General features: G+C 73.6%; 22 protein-coding genes. 11 read left to right on the forward strand and 11 right to left on the reverse strand.

Annotated features, from left to right (window positions below; translation table 11 throughout):
• Nucleotides 1-10: 10 nt before the first annotated feature.
• Together ACF1A5_RS05120 and ACF1A5_RS05125 are read right to left on the reverse strand one after the other, a co-directional pair.
• Nucleotides 11-439 carry a DUF6003 family protein gene (locus ACF1A5_RS05120; protein WP_392191437.1) on the reverse strand — a complete coding sequence of 143 codons (429 nt, stop codon included), beginning with the start codon at nt 437-439 and terminating at the stop codon, nt 11-13.
• 182 nt (nt 440-621) lie between these two features.
• The gene (locus ACF1A5_RS05125) at nt 622-777 is read right to left on the reverse strand and encodes a DUF6131 family protein (protein WP_392191438.1); all 156 of its coding nucleotides are present in this window, start codon (nt 775-777) and stop codon (nt 622-624) included.
• 196 nt (nt 778-973) lie between these two features.
• Between ACF1A5_RS05125 and ACF1A5_RS05130 the strand changes: the two genes are divergently transcribed.
• Entirely contained in the window at nt 974-1,480 is a 507-nt protein-coding gene (locus ACF1A5_RS05130; protein WP_392191439.1) for a MarR family winged helix-turn-helix transcriptional regulator, read from the forward strand.
• Nucleotides 1,481-1,520: 40 nt separating this feature from the next.
• Here ACF1A5_RS05130 and ACF1A5_RS05135 read toward each other — a convergent pair whose 3' ends face one another.
• The gene (locus ACF1A5_RS05135) at nt 1,521-2,717 is read right to left on the reverse strand and encodes a PP2C family protein-serine/threonine phosphatase (RefSeq protein WP_392191440.1); all 1,197 of its coding nucleotides are present in this window, start codon (nt 2,715-2,717) and stop codon (nt 1,521-1,523) included.
• A 211-nt stretch (nt 2,718-2,928) separates the two neighbouring features.
• Here ACF1A5_RS05135 and ACF1A5_RS05140 point away from each other — a divergent pair, with 211 nt between their 5' ends.
• The 4 genes from ACF1A5_RS05140 to ACF1A5_RS05155 all read left to right on the forward strand — a co-directional run bounded on the left by ACF1A5_RS05140 (nt 2,929) and on the right by ACF1A5_RS05155 (nt 7,068).
• Complete coding sequence (locus ACF1A5_RS05140; RefSeq protein WP_392191441.1) at nt 2,929-3,414, forward strand: MarR family transcriptional regulator; 486 nt, start codon at nt 2,929-2,931, stop codon at nt 3,412-3,414.
• A gap of 276 nt (nt 3,415-3,690) precedes the next feature.
• Nucleotides 3,691-4,965, forward strand: a complete 1,275-nt coding sequence (locus ACF1A5_RS05145) for a PP2C family protein-serine/threonine phosphatase (protein ID WP_392191442.1) — start codon at nt 3,691-3,693, stop codon at nt 4,963-4,965.
• Between the two features lie 112 nt (nt 4,966-5,077).
• Complete coding sequence (locus ACF1A5_RS05150) at nt 5,078-6,622, forward strand: ATP-binding protein (RefSeq protein ID WP_392191687.1); 1,545 nt, start codon at nt 5,078-5,080, stop codon at nt 6,620-6,622.
• Nucleotides 6,619-7,068 (forward strand): response regulator, encoded by a 450-nt coding sequence (locus ACF1A5_RS05155; RefSeq protein WP_392191443.1) that lies wholly within the window; start codon nt 6,619-6,621, stop codon nt 7,066-7,068. Before ACF1A5_RS05150 ends, ACF1A5_RS05155 begins: the two co-directional genes overlap by 4 nt.
• Before the next feature lie 125 nt (nt 7,069-7,193).
• Here ACF1A5_RS05155 and ACF1A5_RS05160 read toward each other — a convergent pair whose 3' ends face one another.
• Together ACF1A5_RS05160 and ACF1A5_RS05165 are read right to left on the reverse strand one after the other, a co-directional pair.
• Nucleotides 7,194-8,525, reverse strand: a complete 1,332-nt coding sequence (locus tag ACF1A5_RS05160; protein WP_392191444.1) for a serine/threonine-protein kinase — start codon at nt 8,523-8,525, stop codon at nt 7,194-7,196.
• Nucleotides 8,526-8,667: 142 nt separating this feature from the next.
• On the reverse strand, nt 8,668-9,546 hold the full coding sequence (locus tag ACF1A5_RS05165; RefSeq protein WP_392191688.1) for a serine hydrolase: 879 nt from the start codon (nt 9,544-9,546) through the stop codon (nt 8,668-8,670).
• A gap of 231 nt (nt 9,547-9,777) precedes the next feature.
• Between ACF1A5_RS05165 and ACF1A5_RS05170 the strand changes: the two genes are divergently transcribed.
• The 3 genes from ACF1A5_RS05170 (at nt 9,778) to ACF1A5_RS05180 (ending at nt 13,222) form a co-directional block, all read left to right on the forward strand.
• Complete coding sequence (locus tag ACF1A5_RS05170; protein WP_392191445.1) at nt 9,778-11,304, forward strand: CHAD domain-containing protein; 1,527 nt, start codon at nt 9,778-9,780, stop codon at nt 11,302-11,304.
• A gap of 104 nt (nt 11,305-11,408) precedes the next feature.
• Complete coding sequence (locus tag ACF1A5_RS05175; protein ID WP_392191446.1) at nt 11,409-11,978, forward strand: TetR/AcrR family transcriptional regulator; 570 nt, start codon at nt 11,409-11,411, stop codon at nt 11,976-11,978.
• Nucleotides 11,979-12,034: 56 nt separating this feature from the next.
• On the forward strand, nt 12,035-13,222 hold the full coding sequence (locus ACF1A5_RS05180; RefSeq protein ID WP_392191447.1) for a GDSL-type esterase/lipase family protein: 1,188 nt from the start codon (nt 12,035-12,037) through the stop codon (nt 13,220-13,222).
• 338 nt (nt 13,223-13,560) lie between these two features.
• On the opposite strand, the gene ACF1A5_RS05185 is transcribed toward ACF1A5_RS05180, so the two are convergent.
• The 6 genes from ACF1A5_RS05185 to ACF1A5_RS05210 form a co-directional block, all read right to left on the reverse strand.
• Nucleotides 13,561-15,135 (reverse strand): amidase family protein, encoded by a 1,575-nt coding sequence (locus ACF1A5_RS05185; RefSeq protein WP_392191448.1) that lies wholly within the window; start codon nt 15,133-15,135, stop codon nt 13,561-13,563.
• Nucleotides 15,132-16,346 (reverse strand): MAB_1171c family putative transporter, encoded by a 1,215-nt coding sequence (locus tag ACF1A5_RS05190; protein WP_392191449.1) that lies wholly within the window; start codon nt 16,344-16,346, stop codon nt 15,132-15,134. The genes ACF1A5_RS05185 and ACF1A5_RS05190 overlap by 4 nt, the downstream gene beginning before the upstream one ends.
• Before the next feature lie 15 nt (nt 16,347-16,361).
• Nucleotides 16,362-16,892, reverse strand: a complete 531-nt coding sequence (locus ACF1A5_RS05195; RefSeq protein ID WP_392191450.1) for a hypothetical protein — start codon at nt 16,890-16,892, stop codon at nt 16,362-16,364.
• Between the two features lie 35 nt (nt 16,893-16,927).
• Nucleotides 16,928-17,416 (reverse strand): hypothetical protein, encoded by a 489-nt coding sequence (locus ACF1A5_RS05200; RefSeq protein WP_392191451.1) that lies wholly within the window; start codon nt 17,414-17,416, stop codon nt 16,928-16,930.
• Nucleotides 17,417-17,506: 90 nt separating this feature from the next.
• Nucleotides 17,507-18,721 (reverse strand): MerR family transcriptional regulator, encoded by a 1,215-nt coding sequence (locus tag ACF1A5_RS05205; RefSeq protein WP_392191452.1) that lies wholly within the window; start codon nt 18,719-18,721, stop codon nt 17,507-17,509.
• Between the two features lie 36 nt (nt 18,722-18,757).
• Complete coding sequence (locus ACF1A5_RS05210) at nt 18,758-19,384, reverse strand: RNA polymerase sigma factor (RefSeq protein ID WP_392191453.1); 627 nt, start codon at nt 19,382-19,384, stop codon at nt 18,758-18,760.
• Between the two features lie 338 nt (nt 19,385-19,722).
• On the opposite strand from ACF1A5_RS05210, the gene fdh reads away from it, so the two are divergent.
• From fdh to nrfD, 3 genes are read left to right on the forward strand one after another with little or no spacing between them, the layout of a single operon-like run.
• Nucleotides 19,723-23,019, forward strand: a complete 3,297-nt coding sequence (gene fdh, locus ACF1A5_RS05215) for a formate dehydrogenase (protein WP_392191454.1) — start codon at nt 19,723-19,725, stop codon at nt 23,017-23,019.
• Nucleotides 23,016-24,035 (forward strand): 4Fe-4S dicluster domain-containing protein, encoded by a 1,020-nt coding sequence (locus ACF1A5_RS05220; RefSeq protein WP_392191455.1) that lies wholly within the window; start codon nt 23,016-23,018, stop codon nt 24,033-24,035. Before fdh ends, ACF1A5_RS05220 begins: the two co-directional genes overlap by 4 nt.
• Nucleotides 24,032-25,087: an NrfD/PsrC family molybdoenzyme membrane anchor subunit gene (gene nrfD / locus ACF1A5_RS05225; protein WP_392191456.1), complete on the forward strand. Its 1,056-nt coding sequence runs from the start codon at nt 24,032-24,034 to the stop codon at nt 25,085-25,087. Before ACF1A5_RS05220 ends, nrfD begins: the two co-directional genes overlap by 4 nt.
• Nucleotides 25,088-25,149 lie beyond the last annotated feature (62 nt).

Below are 25,149 nucleotides of genomic sequence, written 5' to 3' on the forward strand. Positions count from 1 at the left end.
CGGCGAGCCGTCAGCGGGCGGCCGCCACCGCGGCCGGGTCCTCGCCCGTCAGTTCCGCGATGCGGTTGACGGGCACACCGGCCGCGAGCGCCCGGCCCAGCAGGGCGTCCCTGCCGTCCGTGCAGTCGCGGTAGGCGAGGAGAGCCTCCTCCACGCGGGCGATCCTCTCCGGTGCACTCTGCTGACGCACCCGGCTCAGCTCCTCCTCGCTGAGCGGGACCGGCAGGCGTTCCGCCTGCTCCGGAATGGCCGCCGTCTCGTCCGGCGGCAGCACCCGCAGCTTCGCCGACGTCGCCGAGACGCCCTGCGCGTCCAGCCACGCCCGTACCGCGGGGGTGTCCATGCACGCGAGCTGCCCGACGGCGGCCGGCGGCACGCCGAGCGAGGCGGCCGGATCGTCGAGATCCTTCAGCAGGAACAGATAAGCGTCGTCGGTCATGCGCGGTTCTCCCGGGAAGGTGGGGCTGGTCCCGGTTCCCGTACCCCGCGACGGCCGAATCATCGTCCGCCGACCGGGGGGTCTCGACGCGTCGACGCCGGAATGTCAGGAAGGGCCGCGCGCACCAGGGGGCGCGGTGTCGCGTGCTGGTACGCGTCGGCCCGGTCTGCTAGCCGCTTCGTTCACCAGTAGTGCCGGCGTCCCGCGACCGCGTGCCCCATGGCGCCCAGGACCCACAGGATGGCGCCGACCACGGCGAGGATGATGCCGATGGTCCACAGGATGGAGATGCCGGTGACGAAGCCGATGACAAGCAGAATGACGCCGAGGATGATCATGGCCGCCTCCTGTTGCAGGTGGTGCGTCTCTCACCGTGTACCCCGAGTTGGGAGGAGTCGTCCTCCGGTTTTGGTACAAAGGCGAAACGGCTGATGAGCGCGACCGCTGTGCGTGCCGGTCGGCCCATCGGGTACTGCGTGAGGAAGAGCGGAACATCATACGTTTTGTCTGCCACTTACTGAAAGTGACCTACGCGTGACGCATCTCGGCGGTTTCGGCGATGACCCGGCCAACCGGCCGGACGGCGATGCGAAGGCCGCCGCGCTGGAGATCGCCGACGCCGTGGACGGGCTGACGGACCTGTGGCTGCTGGCCGCGCAGGAGGCGCGGCTGCGGCTGTCCCTCCAGCAGCTGCGGGCCCTGCGGGTGGTGGCGGCCGAGCCGGGGCTGAATCTGACCACGCTGGCCGAGAGGCTGGAGATGGGGCTCCCGACGGCGAGCAGGCTGTGCGACCGGCTGGAGGCGGCGGGGCTGCTGGAGCGGGTGCTGCATCCGCGCAAGCGCCGGGAGGTGCAGCTGAGCCTCTCCGCCCAGGGCCGTCAGGTCCTCGACGAGGTGGCGGGGCGGCGGGCGCAGGGCCTGGCGGAGGTCCTGGAGGCGATGGAGGCGGCCGACCGTGCCGCGCTGCGGCGGGGGATGAGGGCGTTCCGGGCCGTACGGGACGCGGGAGCGCCGCACCCGCACGGCCCCGACAGGACGTAGGGCCGGCGGTGCCAGGGCCTCCCGGCGCGGCGGCCCGCGATCAGCGGTCCGCGGCCGGGCGTCCCCGCCAGTCGAGGCAGACGACGGCGGCGTCGGCCGCCAGTTCCCGGCTGCCGAAGTGCTCGACCACGCCGGAGACCACCGCCCGCGCGGCCTCGTGCGGGGGCATGGCGGCCGCGGCGATGATCGTCTGGCGCAGGGCCTGCTCGCCGAACGGGGCGCCCTTCTCGGAGCGCGCCCCGTGCACGCCCTTGCTGACCGCGATCAGCCGGTCGCCCGGCTCGACCTGGAAGGTCTGCTCCTCGTACAGCGTCTCCTCGAGCATCCCGAGCGGCAGTTGGGCCTCCAGGTCGATCCGCTCGATGCTGCTGCCGCGCTGCCGGAACAACTGCGGTGAGCCCGCGTCGACGGCCTGCACGATGCCGGTGTCCAGGTCGAACCGGAGCAGCAGCGTGGAGGCGTAGGCCTTGCCGCCGTACTGGGCGAAGACGGCCTGGTCGGCGAGGCACGCCTGGTCGGCCAGGCCGATGTCGGCGCGGCGGGCGTTGCGCAGGGCGCCGACGGCCAGGGTGCTGAGCAGGGAGGCGTCGATGCCCTGCCCCATGCCGTCGGTCATGGTGACGGTGAGGTGGTCCGCGTCCGCCGACCAGTCGAAGTTGTCGCCGCCGATGGCGTAGGCGGGCTCCAGGTGCGCGCCGATGGCGTACTCCCGGCGGGCGCAGCCCCGGCCCGGCAACAGCTGCCACTGCATCTCGGCGGCGAGGGTGAGCCGCCGGGTCCGCCGGGCCTGGAGGTAGAGGTCGGTGTCACGGCCGGCCGCGGCGATCTCGTGGGCCAGGGCGGTGGCGACGTCGGCGATCCGGAGCACGGTGGCCGGATCGGTGCCGCCGGTCGGCATCCGGACGGACAGCACGCCCAGCCGGTCGCCCCGGACGGTGATCGGCAGGTGCACCAGGTCGGTGACGGGGTCGTCGGTGACCTCGACGACCGGGACCTGGGTGGTGAACGCCCGGCCGGCCGGGCCGTCCGAGGCCGGGACCGGCTCGCCGGTGTGCGGCAGATGGGTGACCGGTTGCAGCACGCTCAGCCCGTAGTCCGCCACCAGAAGCGTCACATCCCGGGCACCGACGCGGTCGGCCAGCAGCCCGGCCGTGGTGGCGACCAGTTCGTGGGGCGGGGCAGCCCGGAGCAGCTTCTCGGCGCAAGGGGCCGGTTCGGAGGCCTTCACGCTGTCCACACCCTCTCCGTCTCAGTGGTCCGAGCCGTCGCGGCCCCTCATAATTCGGGGCCGTACGGCCTGCTCATGGTTGGACTTCCCGGCACCACCGGCTCACATGCCGGTCCGGCCCGGGTCCGCGCGGCACCACGCGGACACGTCACCAGCACCCGCGGGTGGGGCGGCGCGGAGCGGCTAGTACGCTGACTGGCACCCCGGTGCCTGCGAGAGTGTGACTGTGACTTCCTTCCGCCCCCGTCATGAGCCCCAGGAGGTCGCGCGAGTGACCTCCACGGCCGCGGAGTTGCTGGAAATCCTGTGGGGCCGGGCCTCCACCGCACCCGCTTCCGTGTCCCAGCTGCGCGTGCTGCTCGTCCTCGAACACCACGAGGGCATCAACCTGCGCACCCTGGCCGACTCCCTCGCGTCCACCCCGCCGTCCACCAGCCGCCTGTGTGACCGCCTGCAGGCCGCGGGCTTCGTCGAACGGGTCGTCAGCCCGGCCGACCGGCGCGAGGTGCGACTGCACCTCAGCCGCCGGGGCCACGCCTTCCTCGCCGATCTGCGCGCCCGCAGGGAGGCCTCGCTGAGCGCCGTGCTCGACCAGATGTCGGCCGCCGACCGGGGCGCGCTGGTGCGAGGGCTGGAAGCCTTCTGCGCCACCGCCGCGACGCGGATATACGACGAGCCGCAGGTGTCCGACAGCCGGACCGCCTGAGCGGTCCCCACGGCACGGGGGCCGCCGAGCGGTTCCCCGGACCGGCGCACGCACCGGCCTGTGCCCATCGGACCATCCTCCGTTCCTCCCCCGCTCACGTGACGCGGCCACTTTGTTGCCTCACGGCCATAGTTGTCAACCTGCAATAGTTGCCGGATCAGGCAGTGAAAGGCGCGAACCGCCGGAGCCGCGGGCGGGCGGTCTGGGTATGCTCTCGACCGTTGCCAGTCGGCAAGGGTCGGGTGGGCACGATGAGGGGCGGGGAGGGGCGGGTCCATGGCGACGTCGCAGCCGGAGGCTGCCGACCTGTCCTCACAGGCGCGAGCACGGACGCGGGCACGGACACGGCCGCCGCAGGCGCGTACACCGGCACCGGACGGCCTCCCCGTGGACCTGGCGGGCCGGAAGCCCTCGGTCCTGCTGATCGAGGACGATCCCGGCGACGCGCTGCTGGTGGAGGAACTGGTCGCCGACAGCGAGCTGACGATGCGCCTGCGGTGGGTCCGCTCGATGGCCGAGGCGAGCGACGCGCTCGCCGCGGAGGTGCCGGACTGCGTCCTGCTGGACCTCCACCTGCCCGACGTCCAGGGGCTCCAGGCCGTCTCGTGCATCCGGGCCCACGCCGACCAGGTCGCGGTGGTGGTGCTCACCGGACTGGCCGAGGAGCACACCGGACTCGCGGCCGTCGCCGCCGGAGCCCAGGACTACCTGGTCAAGGGCAGGGTCGAACCCGACCTGTTCGGACGGGCGGTCCGCTACGCCATCCAGCGCAAGCAGGCCGAGCAGGCGGCGGTCGCCCTGCAGGCCAGCCAGATGCAGGCACAGGAGAACGCCCGCCTGGAACGGGGACTGCTGCCGCGCCCGCTGCTGCGCGGCGACGGCGTGGAGGCGGTGGCCCGCTACCGTCCAGGCCGGGCCCAGGCGCTGCTGGGCGGCGACTTCTACGACATCGTGCAGAGCGACGACGGCACCGTGCACGCGGTGGTCGGCGACGTGTCCGGGCACGGGCCGGACGAGGCCGCCCTGGGTGTGGCCCTGCGGATCGCCTGGCGCACGCTGGTGCTCAGCGGGATCACCGGCGCGCGGCAGATCGGCCGGCTCGAGGAGATCCTCGTGGCGGAGCGGGTCAGGCCCAATGTGTTCGCCACCCTGACCAGTCTCACCGCCGCGCCGGGTGCCCGGCGGGTCCGGACGGTGCGGGCGGGCCACCCCGGCCTGCTGCGGCGCACGCGGGACGGCGTGGAGTGGGTCGAGGTGCCCGCGGGCCCGGCGCTGGGCGTGGTGCCCGGCGGGGCACGCTGGCCGGAGGAGGAGTTGACGGTGCCAGCGGGCGCGTCCCTGGTGCTGTTCACCGACGGGCTGTTCGAGGGGCACGTCGGACGCGGACCGGAGCGGCTGGGCGAGGACGGGCTGCTCGACCTCGCGCGGGAGGTCGCCGCACTGGCGCCGGAGCCGTTCGTCGACGGCCTCATCGAGCGCGCCGAGGGCCTGGCCGAGGAGCAGGGCGGCCTGGCCGACGACGTCGCCGTGCTGCACCTGCGATGGAACTGAACGGACGGGACGAACGGTGGCGGAGCACACGGTGAGGAAGACGGCGGGCAGGGCCCGGACGGCCGGGCGCCGGCTGACGGTGCAGGGGTGGTTCCACCTGGTCCTGGCGCTGATGGTGCTGCTGGTGGTGGTCGGCACCGCGGTGGGCACCAGCCTGCTCAACAGCACCGCGGAGGTCACCGACGAGTTGCTCCTGCGGGTGCAGCCGGCCCAGGCGGAGGCCTACCGGCTGCAGGCGGCGCTCGTGAACCAGGAGACCGGCATCCGCGGCTACGCCATCGCCGCCGACCGCCAGTTCCTCTCCCCGTACGGCCGGGGCAAGCAGGACGAGGCGCACTCGGCCGCCCGGCTGCGCGACCTCCTCGGTGACCGGCCGGCGCTCGTCGCGGATCTGCGCGCCGTCGAACGGGGAGCGGCCGCATGGCGGCGCACCTACGCCGAACCGCTGGCGGCCGGCATCACACCGGGCCGGCCCCGGACGATCGACCGGACGAACGCCGAACGCGGAAAGGCCGCCTTCGACCACCTGCGCACGCTGTGGTCGAAGCAGAACGGCGACCTCGCCCGGGCGGTCGAGGACGGCCGGGCCCGGCTGGCACACGCCCGTACCGTGCGCGACGCGGTCCTGACCGGCATGGTCGCGGTGTTCCTGCTCACCGGGGTGGTACTCGCTTTCCTGGTCAAGCTGCTGGTGGCCCGCCCCCTGGAGGCGTTGCGCGCGGCCTCCCGGCAGGTGGCACGCGGCGACTTCGCGCATGTCATCACCGGTGACGGTCCCGCCGACCTGACCGCCGTGGCGAGCGACGTCGAGGACATGCGGCAGCGGATCGTGGCCGAACTGGAGGCCTCCCGCAGCGCCCAGGACATTCTGGTCCGGCAGGCCGCCGACCTGGACGACCAGGCGGTGGAGCTGCGCCGGTCCAACGCCGAACTGGAGCAGTTCGCCTACGTCGCCTCCCACGACCTGCAGGAACCGCTGCGCAAGGTCGCCTCCTTCTGCCAGCTGCTGGAGAAGCGCTACGGCGACAGCCTGGACGAGCGCGGGCAGCAGTACATCGACTTCGCGGTCGACGGAGCCAAGCGGATGCAGGTCCTCATCAACGACCTGCTCACCTTCTCCCGCGTCGGACGGGTCAACGACTCCCGGCTTCCCGTCGAGCTGGACGAGGCGTTCGCCAGGGCCCTGGCGAACCTGGCGGCGTCCGTCGAGGAGTCCGGCGCCCGCGTCGAGCGGCCGGAGCGGCTGCCGGGGATCGTCGGTGATCCGATGCTGCTGGCCATGCTGTGGCAGAACCTGGTCGGCAACGCGGTCAAGTTCCGCCGCCCGGACCTCGCGCCGCACATCCGGGTCACCTGCGAGACCGACCCGGACCAGCCCGGCATGTGGCGGCTGTGCGTCACCGACAACGGCATCGGCATCCCGGAGGAGTTCGCCGAGAAGGTCTTCGTCATCTTCCAGCGGCTGCACGGCCGCGACGTCTACGGAGGCACCGGCATCGGCCTGGCGCTGTGCAAGAAGATCGTCGAGTATCACGGCGGCCGGATCTGGATCGACACCGCACACACCGGCGGCACCCGCATCTGCTTCACCCTTCCGTCCGCCGCCGGTACGGCGGAGGGCACCGACTCCCGCACCGAAGAGAAGGCCCTGACATGACCGTCCCCGCTGCCAGCCCCATCGACGTCCTCCTCGTGGAGGACGACCCCGGTGACGAGTTGATGACCCGTGAGGCCTTCGAGGACAACAAGATAGGCAACACCCTCCACGTCGTACGGGACGGCGAGGAGGCGCTCGACTTCCTCTACCGGCGCGGCGAGCACGCCGCCGCGCCGCGGCCGGACCTGATCCTGCTCGACCTCAACCTGCCCAAGTACGACGGCCGTCAGGTTCTGGAGAGGATCAAGTCCGACCCGGACCTCGTCCACATCCCGGTCGTGGTGCTCACCACCTCCGCCGCCGAGGAGGACATCCTGCGCAGCTACAAGCTGCACGCCAACGCCTACGTCACCAAGCCCGTGGACCTGGACCAGTTCATCGCCGCCGTCCGCCAGATCGACGACTTCTTCGTCCAGGTCGTCCGCCTGCCGAGGCACAGCCGCTGAGCCCGGGACGGACGGACTGCCCGAAACTGCCGGCGAACGACGTGGCGGCATCGCTCCGTACGCATCGTTCGGCCACGGCTCTGGGGCAACGTGCCGTTCGATGCATGCCTTGGGCAATGTGCCGTTCAGCCGTGGCCCTTGGGCTTCGCGTGGGCTCGGCCATGGCTCTTGGGCTGGTGCGCCGGAGCGGTGGCCTTGCGGGCACCGTGCGTCCCGGGGGCGGGCCCGGACACGCTGCCCCCACTCCCGGCGTGGTCCTCCTGGCGCGAGGTCTGCAGTACGGGGTCGGCCGCGGCGGCGGCGGAGGGCGCGGAGGAGGGCGTGGAGGAGTGGGACGCCGGAGCGGTGGGCCGGGGCGCCCGCGGCGTGCCCTCGGAGGGCTGCCGGGTGAGCGGGGACGTGGGCGCGGCGCGTTCACCGCTGTTCGGGGGGCCGTCCGAGGCCGTGGTGAATCCGGCCCCCAGCGCCGCGGCCGAGAGTGCCGTGAGGGCCGTGCCCACCGCCAGCCGCCGGACCTGTGAGCCCCGGCTCGTGCGCCGGGGCCGGACGGGCGGTGCGACGGTGGGTGCCTGGAGCGGCGCCCCGATGTTTGTTGCGGTGAACGATGAGGTCGCCGTCGCTTCGGAGGGCGCGGCCAGGGCGGACAGCGCCTCGGCACAGTGCTCGGCGTCGGGGCGCGCCGCCGCGTCCGTGGCCGTCATGAGAAGCAGCAGGGATGCCAGGTCGTCGGGGACCCAGTCCGGCACCACGGGCGGCCGGTGCATCCGGGCGACGGCGGCCTCCAAGGGAGTGCCGTCGTACTCGAGTTCCCCTTTGAGGCACTCCAGGAGGACCAGGCCGAGCGCATAGACGTCGGCGGGCGAGCCCACCGCTTGGCCCATGACCTGCTCCGGGGAGAGATAGGCCGCAGTCCCTATCAGTACGTCGGAAGCGGTGTGGCGGGTGGAGTCGGCCAGCCGCGCGATGCCGAAGTCCGTCAGATGGGGATGGCCGGAGGAGCTCAGCAGGACGTTGGACGGCTTCACGTCACGGTGGACGACACCGGCTCCGTGGACATGGGCGAGCGCGCGGCCGAGCGCGGCGCCCAGTTCGGCGACGCGCCCGGGACGCAGGGGCCCGGCCGACAGGCACTGGCGCAGTGTCGGGCCCTTCACCAGCTGCATCACCAGGTAGTCGAGGTCCCTGTGCCGGCCGACGTCGTAGACGGTGACCAGGCTCGGGTGCTGCATACGGGCGAGGAGGATCGCCTCCTCCGAGAAGCGTTCCTCCATCTGCGGATCGGATCCCGGCCGGAAGACCTTGACGGCCACCTGCCGTCCCAGGCGGAGATCGACGCCCTCATGGACGTCGGCCACGCCGCCCTGCCCGATCCGCGTCCCCAACCGGTAGCGGCCGCCGACGACTTCGGCAGGCCGCGCCAGAAGTGTCGACGGAAAACCCGGTCGAGGGCCCTTCATCTGTCTCTCCGTTACTGTCGACGCAAGCAGTGCGCAACGGCCAACCGTGCCTGGTCGCAAGTACCCGCTTTCGCGCGGTCCACCCCATCGGTGACGGTCGGGCCGCCGTCGAGCGCTTTCGCCCGCCGCGTCGGCGCGCCGGTCAGCGACCGGAGGCGGAGGAGACGCTCGCCCGGGCCGCGGCCTCCACCAGCCGGACGCCGTCCTTCATCGACGCGCTGCCGTCCGACAGGACCGCGACGAGGTAGCGGTGGCCGTGCGCCCCGACCTGGCCGACGCTGTTGACGTCCCACAGCCCGGACGTGTCGCGCTGCAGCCAGCCGTTCTTCACGGCCGACGCGGCGCCGGAGGCCGCCGGCACGCCCCATGTCTGGTCGCTCGACACATGCGTCATGAGGGTGCGGATGTAGGCCCGGGACCCCCCGTCGAGGGCCGTGGAGCCCGCGTGCGCCGCGGACCGGGTGCCGAACACCGCGCGCAGCAGCCGTACCTGGTCGCTCGCGGTGGTCCGGGTGAGCCCCCACCGGGGGCCGGAGCCGCCGTGCGTGGCGGTCAGCCCCAGGCGCTTGTTCGCCGCCGCCAGACCCGGCGCCCTGCCGATCCGCCGCCACAGGGCGTTCGCGGAGGCGTTGTCGCTGCGCTGGATCATCGGTGCGGCGTATGCGCGCTCCTGGGCGGTGAGGCCCCGGTGCGCGTCCTGCGCCTTGAGCAGGAGCGCCGCGAGGATGTCGACCTTGCTGATGCTGGCGGTGTCGTACGGGGCGTCGTCGCCGTACACGGTGGGCTGCCGGGCCGGGCCGTCGAGGTCGAGCACCGCGGCCGTGACCCGCGCCCTGCCCTGCGGCCGGACCGGCAGGGGCTGCCCGGTCGGGGAGCCGCTCCGCGCCGACGGCGGGCCCCCGGCGGCCGCCGCCGGGTGCGCGGCGGTGGTCGACAGGAGCGTGGTCAGCGAGGCGAGGAGCACGCCGGCGGCGGCGACGGCACGTCCGCAGCGGCGCCTCCCCGCGGTCCTCGAAGCCAGCACGGGGCAGGGTCGGTACGGCAGGATCACAGGAGCCTCAGGGGGTGGTCGGACAGGGGCACAGAGCAGCAAACATAGACAAATCGCGGGTTCCGTGAGGTGACCGCCGTCACCGCGAGCCGCATTTCGGCCGGATTGTGAAAAGCGCCATAAGCGGAAGCGCGCCGCCGCCGGTCGGGGCCGCCGGGGGCCCAAGGGTTTCATTCGCCCGTTTCCGTCAACGGGCACTGTATGGCCCAGTCGAAACGAGAGACCGAACGCAAGTACGCGGCGCCTGCGGCCGACGACATCGCGTGGCTGCCCGACCTGGCCGGCGCGCACCCCGGTGCGTCGCTGGTCGACCGGGGCATCCAGGACCTGGACGCCGTCTACTACGACACCGCCGACCTGCGGCTGGCCCGCGGTGCGGCGACCCTGCGGCGCAGGACGGGCGGCGCGGACGCCGGCTGGCACCTCAAGCTGCCCCTGGCCGGGGACAGCCGCGAGGAGGTGCGGGCCCCGCTGACCGACGACGTACCGGACGAGCTGCGTGCTCTTGTCCACTCCCGCACCCGCGGCGCGCCGGTGCGGCCGGTGGTGCGCATCCGCACCACCCGGTCCGTCCGGGACCTCGTCGACGCCCGGGGCGCCGCCCTCGCCGAGCTGGGCCTGGACACAGTGCGTGCCGACTCACTGGTCGAGGGGGGCGGCCACGCCGTGTGGACGGAGATGGAGGTAGAGCTCGCCGAGGGCGGCGACCCCGCACTGCTGGACGGCGTCGAGAAGATCCTGCGCAAGAGGGGGGTCGACCGTGCGCAGAGCCCCTCCAAGCTGGCCCGCGCGCTGACGGAGACGACGCCGGGCGCGCTCGGCGCCGAGGAGCCGGAGACGGACGTGGTCCCGGGCTCGGCCGGCGCGTACCTCCGCGACCACCTGCGCGAACAGATACGCGCGCTGGTCGACCTGGACCCGGCGGTCCGGCGCGGCGCGCCCGACTCGGTGCACCGGATGCGCGTCGCCTGCCGCCGGCTGCGCGGCGCCCTGCGCTCCTACCGTTCCGTCCTCGACCGCGACGTCACCGACCCCATACGCGGCGAACTGCGCTGGCTGGCCGGGGAGCTCGGGCCGGAACGCGACCAGGAGGTGCTGGGCGAACGCCTGCACGCGGGGGTGCGAGAACTGCCCGCCGAGCTGGTCCTCGGACCCGTCGCCGCGCGCCTGCAGGCGTGGGACGCGGCGGAACGGGCCGCGACCCGCGTGCGCACCCTCGCGGCCCTCGACTCGCCCCGCTACACGGCCCTGCTGGACCGGCTGAGCGAACTTGCCGCCCGCACGCCCCTGCGCGCCAAGGCCCGCCGCAGGCCCGAGAAGGTCATGGTCAAGTCGCTGGTCAAGGAGTACGGCCGGCTGGAGCGGCGCATGGACCGCGCGCTCGGGCTGCCGCCCGGCCCGGACCGGAACGCCGCGGTCCACCAGGCTCGCAAGGCGGCCAAGCGGCTGCGCTACGCAGCCGAGGCGGCCCGCCCCGCCCTCGGCCGTCCCGCCCGGCGGCTCGGCAAGCGCGTCAAGGCCGTCCAGCGGGTGAGCGGAGCGCACCACGACGGCGTCGTGACCCAGGACGCCCTGCGGCGCCTGGCCGTCGCGGCACACGCGGCGGGAGAGCCCAGCTTCACCTGGGGCCTGCTGCACGGCCAGGAGCGCGCCACGGCCGCCGCGCGCGAAGAGCAACTGCCGGAGGTCTGGGAGCGGGCCGGGAAGGCGAGGTCGTCGCTCTCGTAGTCACCGCCAGGCGCCTGGCCGTCCTCCCCCGGCTGTCCGTGCGTGCGGTTGCCTAAAGGTTTTAGGAAACTGCATAATACTTTCGGCGGAGTGGGAGGAAGGTCATGGCACGTGTGGGGCTGACCGCGGAGCGCCTGGCGCGGGCCGGGGCGGACCTGGCCGACGAGGTCGGGTTCGACCAGGTGACCGTCTCGGCGCTCGCCCGGCACTTCGACGTCAAGGTCGCCAGCCTCTACTCGCACGTGAGGAACTCCCAGGACCTCAGGACCAGGATCGCCCTTCTCGCCCTGGAGGAACTCGCCGACCGGGCCGCCGACGCCCTGGCCGGGCGGGCCGGCAAGGACGCGCTGACCGCGTTCGCCGACGTCTACCGCGACTACGCCCGGGAGCACCCCGGCCGCTACGCCGCGGCCCGGCTCAGGCTCGACCCGGAGACGGCGGCCGCCAGTGCCGGGCCCCGGCACGCCCAGATGACACGCGCGCTCCTGCGCGGCTACGACCTGACCGAGCCGGACCAGACCCACGCGGTCCGCCTGCTGGGCAGCGTCTTCCACGGCTACGTCAGCCTGGAGCTCGGGGGAGGGTTCAGCCACGGTGCCCCCGACACCGAGGAGACCTGGTCACGGGTCCTGGACGCCCTCGACGCCCTGCTGCGCAACTGGCCCGCGCCCTGACCGCCCGCACCCGCGACCCCGGGCCGTCCCCACCCCTTCGACCCACAGGCCGCACCATGCACACCACCGAACACGAGTGGATCACGACGCCCGTCACCGCCGCCCTCCTGCGCGGTGCCCTCGACCTGGAACGCACGGCACACGGCGTGCTGCCGCACCGGCTGCCCGCCCGCGCCCGCGCCCAGTGCCCCGACGGGCAGCTCGCCCTGGCGGAGTCCCAGCCCTCCGGCGTACGGCTGGTCCTGCGCACCCGGGCCACCGCCGTCGAACTGGACACACTCCCCACCAAACGGGTCTACGCGGGCGCCCCGCCCCGCCCGGACGGCGTGTACGACCTCCTCGTCGACGGCCGCCTCGCCGGACAGGGCAGCGTGCGCGGCGGCAGCACCCTGACCATCGACATGGCCACCGGGGCCGCCGAGCACCGGCCCGGCCCGGTGGGCACCCTCCGCTTCACGGGCCTGCCCGGCGAGATGAAGACCGTCGAGATCTGGCTGCCGCACAACGAGACCACCGAACTGGTCGCCCTGCGCACCGACGCGCCCGTCGAGCCCGCCCCGGCCCACGGCCGCACGGTGTGGCTGCACCACGGCAGTTCGATCAGCCACGGCTCCGACGCCGCGAGCCCCACCACCACCTGGCCCGCCCGGGCCGCCTCCCTGGCCGGTGTGGAACTGATCAACCTCGGTCTGAGCGGCAGCGCCCTGCTCGACCCGTTCACCGCCCGCACCCTGCGCGACACCCCCGCCGACCTGATCAGCGTCAAGATCGGCATCAATCTCGTCAACACCGACCTGATGCGGCTGCGCGCCTTCACCCCCGCCGTCCACGGCTTCCTCGACACCGTCCGCGAGGGCCACCCCACCGCGCCGCTGCTCGTCGTCTCGCCCCTCCTGTGCCCCATCCACGAGGACACACCCGGCCCGAGCGCCCCGGACCTCGGTGCGCTCAGCACCGGGCGTCTGCGCTTCCGGGCCGCGGGCGATCCGTCGGAACGCGCGAGCGGCAAGCTGACTCTGGGGGTCGTACGGGAGGAGCTGGCCCGGATCGTCGGGCAGCGGGCGGCCGAGGACCCGAACCTGCGTCTCCTCGACGGGCGCGAACTCTACGGACCCGACGACCACGACGAGCTGCCGCTGCCCGACGGCCTCCACCCGGACGCGGCCACCCACCGCCGGATCGCGGAACGCTTCGCCGAGCTGGCCTTCACCGCCGGCGGCCCCTTCGCACGGAAAACCGCCTGATACCGGGCCCGCGCGCACGGCGCCACCTCGGTCGGGCCACTACCCAGGCCCTCGGGAACGTGAACGGCCCGGACGCCGACGGGGGATGCAGCATCCGGGCCTGTGAACAGACTAACCCCAAAGCGGGGTTCCACACGTCACCGCCCCCACCGGGATGCGGAGACACGCCACCTCGCTCACGGGTTCGCCGCCCTGCCGCGCCGCCCGTGCGGGGCCGCGGCCGCGGCGGATGCGGCAGCGCAGAGGGGCCCCAGGTGCGAGCTGGGGCCCCTCTGCCGTTCGGGCATGCCCTGCCCCACCCCCGTGGGGGCTGGACACACCCGGGTCCCGGGCGGCCGTCAGCCGGTGAGGGCCTCCGGCCGCGGCGCGGCGGGCAGTACACGGGCGAGCAGTTCGCCCACGGCGACGACCGTCCGGTCGGCCAGGTACGGGCCGATCACCTGGACCGACAGCGGCAGGCCGTCCTCGGTCCGCCCGGCGGGCACGACGAGGGAGGGCAGCCCGACCGGGCCGGCCAGGTTGATCCAGCTCGTCTGGTCGAAGTACGAGCGCCGGACGCCGTCCACGGTGATGTACCGCTGAGGCGTCGGGACGGACGTCTGGTCGGGGACGGCCGCGGTGGGTGCGGCCGGCGTGATCAGGACGTCGTGGTCGGCGAAGTAGGCGGCCCAGCGCGCCCGCAGCTTCTGCCGCTCCTCGTCGGCGCGGGCCCAGTCCCGGTGCCGCATGGTGCGCGAGGTGAGGTAGAGGGCGCCGGGGTCGTCGTCGGCGAGGCCCTCGGCTGCCCGCACCTCCGCGGCGAACGCCTCGTCGGTCGCGGTGGCCGAGCTGGTGGCGTACATCAGGCGCTGGAACAGCCGGTCGCCGGCCGCGAAGCCGATGGGCCGGGTGGTCTCGTCGACGGTGGCGCCGGCCTTGCGCACGCGCGCCACGACCTCGTCGAGCAGCGCGCGGACGGTGGCGTCCACGCGGCAGTACGGGTCGTCGGCCCATACGCCGATGCGGTACCGGTCGAGCCCCGCCTCGGCCGGGGCGGGCAGGGACACCTTCCAGGCGGCGCCGTCGGCGGGGGAGGGCGCGGCGATCACGTCCAGGAGCAGGTCGAGGTCGGCGGCCGAACGCGCGATCGGCCCCAGGGCGAGCATGTCGGAGCTGGTGAGCCAGCCCGGCGGGCGCGGGATGTGCCCGCGGGTGGGGACGACCGGCGCGGCGCCGCGGGAGGTGCGCAGGGCGTAGACGCCGCAGTAGGCGGCCGGCAGGCGCAGCGACCCGGCGAGGTCGGAGCCGACCTCGAGGGCGGTCAGCCCGGTGGCGACGGCGGCGGCAGGCCCGCCGGAGGAGCCGCCGGCGGTGCGGTCGCCGGCGTAGGGGTTCTTCGTGATGCCGAAGACCGGGTTGCCGGTCTGGATGTCCTGGCAGAGCGTCGGGACGTTGGTCTTGCCGATGACGACGGCGCCGGCCGCGCGCAGCAGCGCCACCACGTCGGCGTCGGTGTCGGGCACGTGGTCGGCGAGGTCGGGGGAGCCGCACGTGGTGCGCATCCCCTTCGTCTCCAGGGCGTCCTTGACCGTCATGGGCAGCCCGTGGAGTGCGCCGAGGGGGTCGCCGGTCCGGGCCAGGTGCCGGTCGGCGCGGTCGGCGGCGGCGCGGGCACCCTCGGCGTCAAGGGTGACCACGGCGTTCAGGCCGGGGTTGGTCCGGTCGATGTGCCGCAGGTACTGCTCCAGCAGGTCACGGCTGCTGGTCTCGCCGCTGCGGAGGGCGGCGAGCTGCCGGCGGGCGGAATCGAGGTGAAGGGGCATGCGCGCGGGTTTCTGCGTGGGGGGACGGGAACGGGCGGCCGCGGGGGTGAGTACGGATCCCGCGGTGGCGAGGGCGGTCGAGGCCAGGAGCAGGGTGCGGCGGAGGATCACGTGCCGGCTCCCGACGACGTACGGGAACGGGGCGTGTCGCCGTGGGCGGGCGGGGTGAAGTAGGCGGCGACGCGCCGGAGATGGCGCAGCTCGTCGTCCGTGGTGGCCAGGGAGAGTGCGGCGTCGGCGTACTCGGCGGGCTGGTCCGCGGGGGTGTCCGCGCGGTGCAGGAGCAGCGCGTGGTGGATCTGGTCGGCGGTGACGGCGGCGGCGAGTTCGGCGCCGGTCAGCCCCTCGGCGCGGCGGCGGGACTCCGCCCGCGCGCGGGTGTCCGCGTCGAGGTAGCGGCGGAGCAGTTTCTGGCCCTGACGGATCTCCACCCGGCGGCGCAGCAGGGGGAAGTGGGCGCTGCGGCCGCGCAGGACCTCCTCGCGCTGCCGCGCCGGGCGGCGCAGGGTGATGCCGGGGTCCGCCCGGTCGAGGGCGGCCCACAGCGGGCGCAGACGCCGGTAGGTGAGGTGCGCGGCGGTCCAGTCGCGGGCGGCGTCGACCCGGCGGGCGAGGACGGGCAGGAAGTAGCCGATCTGGGTGAGGGTGGCGCCGATGTCGCCGCAGGCCCAGGCGAAGTTGTTCCAGCGGTCGACGCCGAAGCCGGTTTCGGCACCGACGACGGCGGCGATGCGGATGCCGCTGTAGCCGAGGGTGACGACGGCGCCCACGGTGATCAGGCGCAGACCCCAGGCGATCGACGCGGTGCTCGCGGTGCGGGCGTACGTCCAGCAGGAGACGGCCAGATAGATCTCGGCGGCACTGTAGGTGCCGAAGTACAGCAGCACGTACGCCTGGAAGAAGGGGTCGTGCGCGTAGTAGAGCGAGAAGTCGACCGGCCGGGTCGTCGCCGGGGTCAGTAGGGCGAACAGCGCCGACATGCCGACGATGACCGCGGCCGCCGTGACGAACAGCAGGCGGCCGCGCCGGCGGGCCCGCTCGGGCGGCATCGACCAGTACGCCAGCACGGTCGACTGGAGCGCCAGGACGAGGATGACGCAGCTCTGCGCGAGCGGCACGGAGATGTTGGTGACCCCGAAGACGCCGTCGATGCGCACCCACACCCAGGTGAGCGACACGGCGTAACTCACCGCGGAGAAGCCGTAGGTGAAGGCCAGCGCGACGAGCGCGGGATCGCGTCTGCTCCTGCCGAGGTCGCGCAGCAGAAGGACGAACCCGGTGCTCGCGATGGCCAGGCACAGGGGGTGAAGTATGTCTTTCACGGGCCTTTGCGGGGGTCAGCGCAGCAGAGTGCGGGCGATGGGGTCGGCGTCCTGGGCGGGCGCGGGGCGGGAGGTGCTCACACGCTCCTGCAGCAGGGAGCCGAGCATCTCGGCCTCGAACTCCTCCGGGTCGTTGTAGCGGGTGCGGCCGAGGATGAGCTGGATCGTGCCCGGATCGATGTCCGTGATCAGGCCGCCGAGGTTGCCGAACGGGGACTTGGCGGCGTTGCCGCGGTGTTGCCTGAGCATGTGGGCGAACTCGTGCGCCACGATGATCTCCGCGTGGGAGCGGCTGATGCCGGCGTCGTAGAAGACGTAGTCCGTGGTCTTCGTGGCCAGCCACAGCCCGCACGGCGCGGAGGCGTCCAGGGAGTCCGGGTCGGCGGGGTCCGGGGTGAACGGCACGAGCTGGAGGGAGCGTCCGCGCCGGTCCTCCATGAACGGCACCAGGTCGAGCACGCTGTCCACCGCGGGCAGGTCGAGCGTGTCGAGGAACGCGCGGCTGCGGCGTTCGACCTCGTCGGCCTTGCGGTCACGGCGCCCCATGCGGATTCCCCTCCTCGTCGCGGCCCGTCGGTCCGTCACGGCAACTCCTCCTCCGGCTCGGGGGGCAGGCCCTCCTCCTCGCGGACCGCGTCGAGCGCGGCCAGCACCTTGCGCTGACCGGCCGCGGAGACGCCCATGGAGCGCAGGAAGATCTGCTCGATGCCGTTCTCCTTGATCTTGCGCAGGAGTTCGAACTGCGTGGCCACTTTCTGGGTGACCTCGTCCTCCACGAAGTAGGCGGCCTCGACCCCGAAGAAGCGCGCGAGGAGCGGTACGAGGGTGATGGTGGGCTTCCCCTCGCCCCTGCGGAGTTTGCCGATCCACGCGCCGGTGACGCTCTCGTCGCCGTACGCGGAGATCGTGCGCGCCACGTGCTGGTTGCTGAACTCCCTTGCCCCGGCCGGGCGTACCCGGTCGAAGAGGAAGTTGAGACGGTCGGCGAACGGCGCCCTGGGCCCCGGTACGGGGGTCGGCTTCTGTTCCTCCGCCGTCCCCGCATCGGAGTTGTCGTCCGGCTCCGCCACCTGCACCGCTCCCTCCCGGTCCGCTGAAACTATAGTTGACGCTATCGTGAAGGGAAGCCCTGAGGGAAGCCCCCCAGGCAACAGGCGGGTCTATTGCGGCCGTTCGCCCCCGGACTCCACGGGGGACAGCGCCCGCACGGTGTCCAACAGGCTGTGGGGGCGCAGCAGTCCGGGTTCCGTCCGCCTGCCCCATCCAGGGCCGAGGAGCAGCACCCGGCTCTGCCGCCGGGCGCCGCGGACTCCCCAGCGCAGGCCGGCGATGTGCCCGGCCAGCGCCGGGCTCGCCGTGGAACGGGACTGCGACCACAGCGCCACAGCCGCGGGACCGACCCGCCGCACCGCCGCGACGAGCGCCTCGGCGGGAACGGCTCCGCCGAGCATGAGGACCGGCACCCCCCGCTCCGCCAGCGCCGCGCACAGCGTCTCGATCGGCAGGGTGTGGTGCTCGCCGGGCAGCCCGGCGAGCACGACGGGGGAGGAGTCCGTGCGCCGCCCGTGCAGGACGGAGCCGACGTACACCTCACGCACCGCCGCGGAGACGTGCCAGGACAGCAGGTGCTCGACCTCCACGTAACCGTCGCCGGAGGACTGCCACTTGCGGCCGACCGCGCGCAGCGTCGGGGCGAGCACCTCGTCCCAGGCGGTCACCAGACCGTACGCCCGGACAGCCGCCGCCACCTGCTCCTGCACCGCCGCGCCGTCCAGGCGCACGGCGGCGCGCGCCAGTCCGCGGCACTCCTGGCGCACGTCGCCCAGCGGCAGCCCGCTGCCCGACCGGGAGGCCCGCCGCGCCGAGGACCCGGTGGCGGCCGGCTCCGCCCCGCGCCGGGGCGGCGGCGCGGACGGCGGCGAGACCGACGGCGGCGAATCCGCAGACCGCGAGACCGAAGACCGCGGGCCCGCCGACTGCGCGAGGGGCGGCGACGAGATCGAGGACTGCGGGACCGGGGCCGACGACACCGGCGCCGAGACCGACCCCGACGGGACCGCCTGCTGCGAGGCCTCCCGCGGCGACGAGGTCTCCGGCGGATCCGCGGCGGTGCGGCCGCGGGCGAATTCCTGTGCGGCGCGGGCCGCCTCGGCCGGGGGCACGCCCGCCGCCGTCAGCCGGCACATCTCCTGCATCATGGCGACGTCGTCCGGCGACCACCGGCGGTGGCGGCCGTCCGCGCGCGCCGCGGGGCCCAGCCCGTACCGGCGGTCCCAGGAGCGCAGTGTGGTGGGGGAGACGCCGAGTCTCCTCGCCAGGAGTCCGGTGGTCACGCCCACGTCGGGGGACGCTGTGGACTTCGCAGGGCTCGACACGACCATGACTCTCCCCTGCATCGTTCACGCATCGTTTCACGCCGTGCGGGCGACGGCGCCGTCCTCCCGCAGACAGCGTGCGAGGCGGTGCAGTCCGCGCCGGGCGTGGCTCTTGACGGTGCCCAGGGGCCAGCCGGTGACCTGTGCGATCTGCCGCTGCGTCAGGTCGTCGTAGAACGCCAGGCGGAGCACGCGGCGCTGGGGGGCCGGCAGGCGGGCCAGCTCGTGGCCGACCAGGACGCGGTCCAGGACGCCGTCCGGCTGCGCGGCCCGGTCCGGGGCCCGCAGCACGGCCGTCGAACCGGCGGCCACCGCCAGCTCCGTACGCCGGGTGCGGGCCGACAGGGCGTCGGCGATCTTCCGCCGGGTGATGCCGACCAGCCACGCCGACAGCGCGCCCCGGTCGGGGTGGAACCCCGCGCGTCCCCGCCAGGCGGCCAGGAAGACCGTCTGCGTGACGTCCTCGGCCTCGCCCGCGTCGCCCAGCGACCGCCGGGCGAGCGTGTACACCAGGGATCCCCACCGGTGGTAGGCGGCGGCGAGGCAGGAGTCGTCGCCGTCGGCGAACCGCGCGGCCAGCTCCTCGTCGGCGCAGGACTCCTCCGTGGGAGCCCGCAGGGGCGTGCTGGTGGGGGTGCCGGAGGCGGTCTCGTGTGCGGTCATGGCGACTGCTCCTCCTGCCGAGCGGCATGCGCCCCGTCGTCGGGGGCCCGGGGCGGACTCCGGCCGGGGACGTCCCGGGGATCCGCCTGCCGGGTCGCACCGGGCGACTCGGCCCGACCACCGTGCGCCGCACGAACGCTTCGCTTCAACTCGCATCGACTCTGCATCGACTCGGTTCGGGCGGCGGGACGCGGATCGGCATGACTGGCCCGCCCTCGGGCGGGTACACGACCGCCGTCATCGCAAGATCGTCGCCGGAGGAGGACGCCGATGTGCCGACGGCCGAGCCCGGCGTACCGTGGTGTGAGGCGTGTGACGCCGTACGAAGGAGCGGTCGTATGGGCCTGAAGCGGTGGATCGGTGAGTGGCCGGTGTACCGGCAGCTCACGGGAACCGATCCGCTGGGGCGCGGCAAGGCCGCCGAGTCCCGGCGCTCGGCCTCCCTGGGGCCCCGGACGGACGACGTGGACCGGGTCGCGGACTCCGTCTGCCCCTACTGCGCGGTGGGCTGCGCCCAGCGCGTCTACGTCAAGGACGAGAAGGTCGTCCAGATCGAGGGCAACCCGGACAGCCCCATCTCGCGCGGCCGGCTGTGCCCGAAGGGCTCTGCCAGCAAACAGCTCGTCACCGGCCCGCAGCGTGAGCAGAAGGTGCGCTACCGGCCGCCGTACGCCACCGAGTGGCAGGACCTGGACCTGGAGACGGCCATGGACATGGTCGCCGACCGGGTGCTGGACGCGCGGCAGCGGGGCTGGGAGGACGCCGACGAGGACGGGAACGCGCTCCGCCGCACCATGGGCATCGCCAGCCTGGGCGGGGCGACGCTGGACAACGAGGAAAACTACCTGATCAAGAAGTTGTTCACCGCCATCGGAGCGTTGCAGATCGAGAACCAGGCGCGTATTTGACACTCCGCCACGGTTCCCGGTCTGGGAGCCTCGTTCGGACGCGGCGGCGCCACCGATTACCAGCAGGACCTGGTCAACGCCGACTGCGTCGTCATCATGGGCTCGAACATGGCCGAGGCCCATCCGGTCGGGTTCCAGTGGGTGATGGAGGCCAAGGCGCGCGGCGCCCGGGTCTTCCACATCGACCCGCGGTTCACCCGGACCAGCGCGCTGGCCGACCAGCACGTCCCGCTGCGCGTCGGCACCGACATCGCCTTCCTCGGCGGCGTCATCAACCACATCCTGACCCACGACCTGTACTTCAAGGAGTACGTGCAGGCGTACACCAACGCGCCGTTCCTGCTGAGCGAGCGCTACCAGGACACCGAGGACCTGGACGGCCTGTTCAGCGGCTACGACCCGCACACCGCCTCCTACGACTCCTCCACCTGGGCCTACGAGAGCGTCGAGGCCGAGGAGGAGCGCCCGGGGCACCGCGTCAAGGAGCAGGCGGGAGCCTACGAGCACGGCGCCGGCGGCCCGGTCGTCGAGGGCGGGGCCGGCGAGATGGCGGCCGACCCCACCCTGCAGCACCCGCGGTGCGTCTTCCAGGTGCTCAAGCGGCACTTCGCCCGCTACACCCCGGAGATGGTGGAACGGATCTGCGGGGTCCCGCGGGAGCTGTTCCTGGAGGTGTGCCGGGCCTGGACGGCCAACTCGGGCCGGGAGCGCACCACCGCGCTTGTCTACAGCGTCGGCTGGACGCAGCACTCCACCGGCGCGCAGTACATCCGCGCCGGGTCGATCGTCCAGCTGCTGCTCGGCAACATCGGCCGTCCCGGGGGCGGTGTCTACGCGCTGCGCGGCCACGCCAGCATCCAGGGCTCCACGGACATCCCGACCCTGTTCAACCTGCTGCCCGGCTATCTGCCGATGCCGGACACCACCCACGAGAACCTGTCCGGCTACCTGGACAAGATCCGCCGCCCGGGCCAGAAGGGCTACTGGAGCAAGGGGGACGCGTACATCGTCTCGATGCTGAAGGAGTACTGGGGCGACGCCGCCACCGAGGAGAACGACTACTGCTTCGACTACCTGCCCCGCATCAACGGTGACCACGGCACCTATCGCACCACCATGGACATGATCGACGGGAAGGTCTTCGGCTACTTCCTGCTCGGCCAGAACCCCGCGGTCGGCTCCGCCCACGGACGTCTGCAACGCCTGGCCATGGCCAATCTCGACTGGCTGGTCGTCCGCGACCTGAACATGATCGAGAGCGCCACGTTCTGGAAGGACGCCCCGGAGATCGAGACCGGGGAGATCGTCACCGAGCGCTGCCGCACCGAGGTGTTCTTCTTCCCCGCGGCCTCGCACGTGGAGAAGTCGGGCACGTTCACCCAGACCCAGCGGATGCTCCAGTGGCGGGACAAGGCCGTCGAGCCCAGCGGAGACCAGCGGTCCGAGCTGTGGTTCTTCTACCACCTGGGCAGGCGCCTGCGCGAGAAGCTGGCCGGCTCCTCCGACCACCGCGACCGACCCGTGCTCGACCTCGCCTGGGACTACCGCACCGAGGGCGACGAGCCGGACGCGGCGGACGTGCTGCGCCGGATCAACGGCGTCGACCTGCGCACCGGGCGGGCCGTCAGCGGCTACGCCGACCTCAGGGCCGACGGCACCACCGCCTGCGGCTGCTGGATCTACAGCGGCGTCTACGCCGACGAGGTCAACCAGGCCCGCCGCCGCAAGTCCCGCCTCGAGCAGGGCCCGTACGACGCCGAATGGGGCTGGACCTGGCCGATGAACCGGCGCGTGCTCTACAACCGCGCCTCCGCCGACCCCGACGGCCGGCCCTGGAGCGAACGCAAGGCCCTCATCTGGTGGGACGAGGAGCGCGGCGAGTGGACCGGGCACGACATCCCGGACTTCGAGAAGAACAAGCCGCCGCACTACCGGCCGCCCGAGGGGGCGTCGGGCCCGGAGGGACTGAGCGGCGAGGACGCCTTCGTCATGATGGCCGACGGCAAGGCGTGGCTGTTCGCCCCGGCCGGACTGTCGGACGGCCCGCTGCCCACCCACTACGAGCCGCACGAGTCGCCCGTGCGCAACCTCCTCTACGGCCAGCAGGCCAATCCGGCCCGCAAGGTCTACGGCCGCCCCGACAACCCGTCCAACCCGGCCTGGCCCGAGGAGCACGGCGAGGTGTTCCCCTTCGTGTTCACCGCCTCCCGGCTGACCGAGCACCACACCGCCGGCGGCATGAGCCGGCAGCTGCCGTACCTGTCGGAGCTGCAGCCGGAGCTGTTCGTGGAGGTGTCGCCGGAACTGGCGGCCGAACGCGGGCTGCGCCACCTGGACTGGGCCCACGTGATCACCAGCCGCACCGCGGTGGAGGCCCGCGTCGTCGTCACCGACCGGCTGGCGCCGCTGCGCGTGGAGGACCGGACCGTCCACCAGGTCTGGATGCCCTACCACTGGGGGCAGACCGGTCTCACCCGCGGCGACGTCGTCAACGACCTGCTCGGCGTGGTCGTCGACCCGAACGTCCTGATCCAGGAGAGCAAGGTGCTGACCTGCGACATCCGCCCCGGGCGAAGGCCGCGGGGACCCGCCCTGCTGGAGTACGTCGAGGACTACCGACGCCGGGCCGGGATCACACCGCACACCGGGACCCGCATCGTGACGGCCGGCGACCACCACAGGCCGGCCCACATCGAACCCGACGACGGGCCGGAGGACACCCCATGACGGACGAGCACAGCTTCTACGGGCCCCTGGAGGACCCCGCCGCCGACGCCGGCCACCGCGACCACCCGCCCCGGGTCGGCTTCTTCACCGACACCTCCGTGTGCATCGGCTGCAAGGCGTGCGAAGTGGCCTGCAAGGAGTGGAACGACGTCCCCGAGGACGGCCTGGACCTGCTGGGCATGTCGTACGACAACACCGGCATGCTCGGCGCCAGTTCCTGGCGGCACGTCGCCTTCATCGAGCAGGAACGCCCGCTGGGCCGGCAGGACGCGGGGCTCTCCGGCCTGCCCACCGGCCCCTCCGGCACCGCCGCCACCACCGAAGTGGTCGCGGACGCCCTGCGGGACAGCCCCCGCGGCGGCGGCGAACTCGGCACCGGACCGGTGGACCTGGGGTTCCCCTCCTTCGGCCTGCCCGGCGCCGGCACCGGACCCGAGACCCGCACCGACTTCCGCTGGCTGATGTCGTCCGACGTGTGCAAGCACTGCACCCACGCCGGATGCCTCGACGTCTGCCCCACCGGGGCGCTGTTCCGCACCGAGTTCGGCTCCGTCGTGGTGCAGCCCGACATCTGCAACGGCTGCGGCTACTGCGTCTCCGGCTGCCCCTACGGCGTCATCGACCGGCGGCCCGACGACGGCCGCGCCTGGAAGTGCACCCTGTGCTACGACCGGCTGCGCGGCGGCATGGAACCGGCCTGCGCCAAGGCCTGCCCCACCGACTCCATCCAGTTCGGGCCGCTCGACGAGCTGCGTGAACGGGCCGACCGGCGCCTGGAACAGCTGCACGAGGCCGGAGTGCCCGAGGCACGCCTGTACGGCCGCGACCCCGACGACGGTGTCGGCGGCGACGGCGCCTTCTTCCTGCTGCTCGACGAACCGGAGGTCTACGGCCTGCCCCCGGACCCCGTGGTCCCCACCCGCGACCTGCCGGCCATGTGGAAGTACGCCGGGGTGGCCGCCTCGGCCCTGCTGGCGGCGGCCGCCGCCGTCTTCGTCAAGGGAGACCGCCGATGACCGACGACGACGGACTCCTGCGCGAGCCGCGCAGCGACGAGGGCGCCGCCGACGTCCGGGCGCGCACCTTCAGCTCGGGCCGCGACCGCGGAGGGCGCGGCGAGCAGACCACCGTGCCCAGGGCCGAGTTCCGCTCCTACTACGGACGGCCGGTGCTGAAGCCGCCCGTGTGGGAGTGGAAGGTCCCGGCCTACCTGTTCACCGGCGGCCTGTCGGCCGGCGCCGCGCTGCTCGCCGCGGGCGCCGACCTGACCGGACGCCCGGCGCTGCGCCGCACCGGCCGCCTCGGCGGCTTCGGCGCCCTGCTGGCCAGCACCTATCTGCTCGTCGCCGACCTCGGCCGTCCCGAACGCTTCCACCACATGCTGCGGGTCGCCAAGCCCAGCTCACCGATGTCCGTCGGCACCTGGATCCTCGTCGCCTACGGCCCCGGCAGCGGCCTGGCCGCCGTCACCGAACTGCTGCCCGCCTCCTGGCACGCCGGCCCGGCCGGAAGGCTGCTGCGCGGGGCCGGCCGCCTCGGCGGCCTGTCCGCGGCAGCCCTCGCCCCCGCCCTCGCCTCCTACACGGCCGTCCTGCTCTCCCAGACCGCCGTGCCGGCCTGGCACGAGGCCCGCCGCGAACTGCCCTTCGTGTTCACCGGCTCCGCCGCCGCGAGCGGCGCCGGGCTCGGGATGCTGCTGGCGCCGGTGAGCGAGGCGGGCCCCGCCCGGCGCCTGGCCGCACTCGGCGCGACGGCCGAACTCGCCGCAGCGCGGCTCGTCGACCACCGCCCGGACTTCGAGACGAAGGCCTACACCCGCGGCCGGGCCCACCGCCTGCGCCGGGCCTCGGAGTTCCTCACCCTCGGCGGGGCGCTCGCCGCCGTCACCGTCGCACGCCGCAGCCGCCCGGCGGCCGCGGCGGCCGGACTGGCCCTCCTCGCCGGCAGCGTCCTGCAACGCTTCGGCGTCTTCGACGCGGGCGTCGCCTCGACCAAGGACCCGGCCTATGTCGTCGTACCGCAACGCGCACGCCTGCGCGACCGGTCCGGCGAGGCCACCGACGGGTGAGCCGGGCGCGGGCGCCCGCCCGGCTGCGGACGCCCGCCCGGTCGCGTGCGTCGGAACCTCGG

The organism is Streptomyces sp. NPDC014864, assembly GCF_043081525.1.
GTDB lineage: Bacteria > Actinomycetota > Actinomycetes > Streptomycetales > Streptomycetaceae > Streptomyces.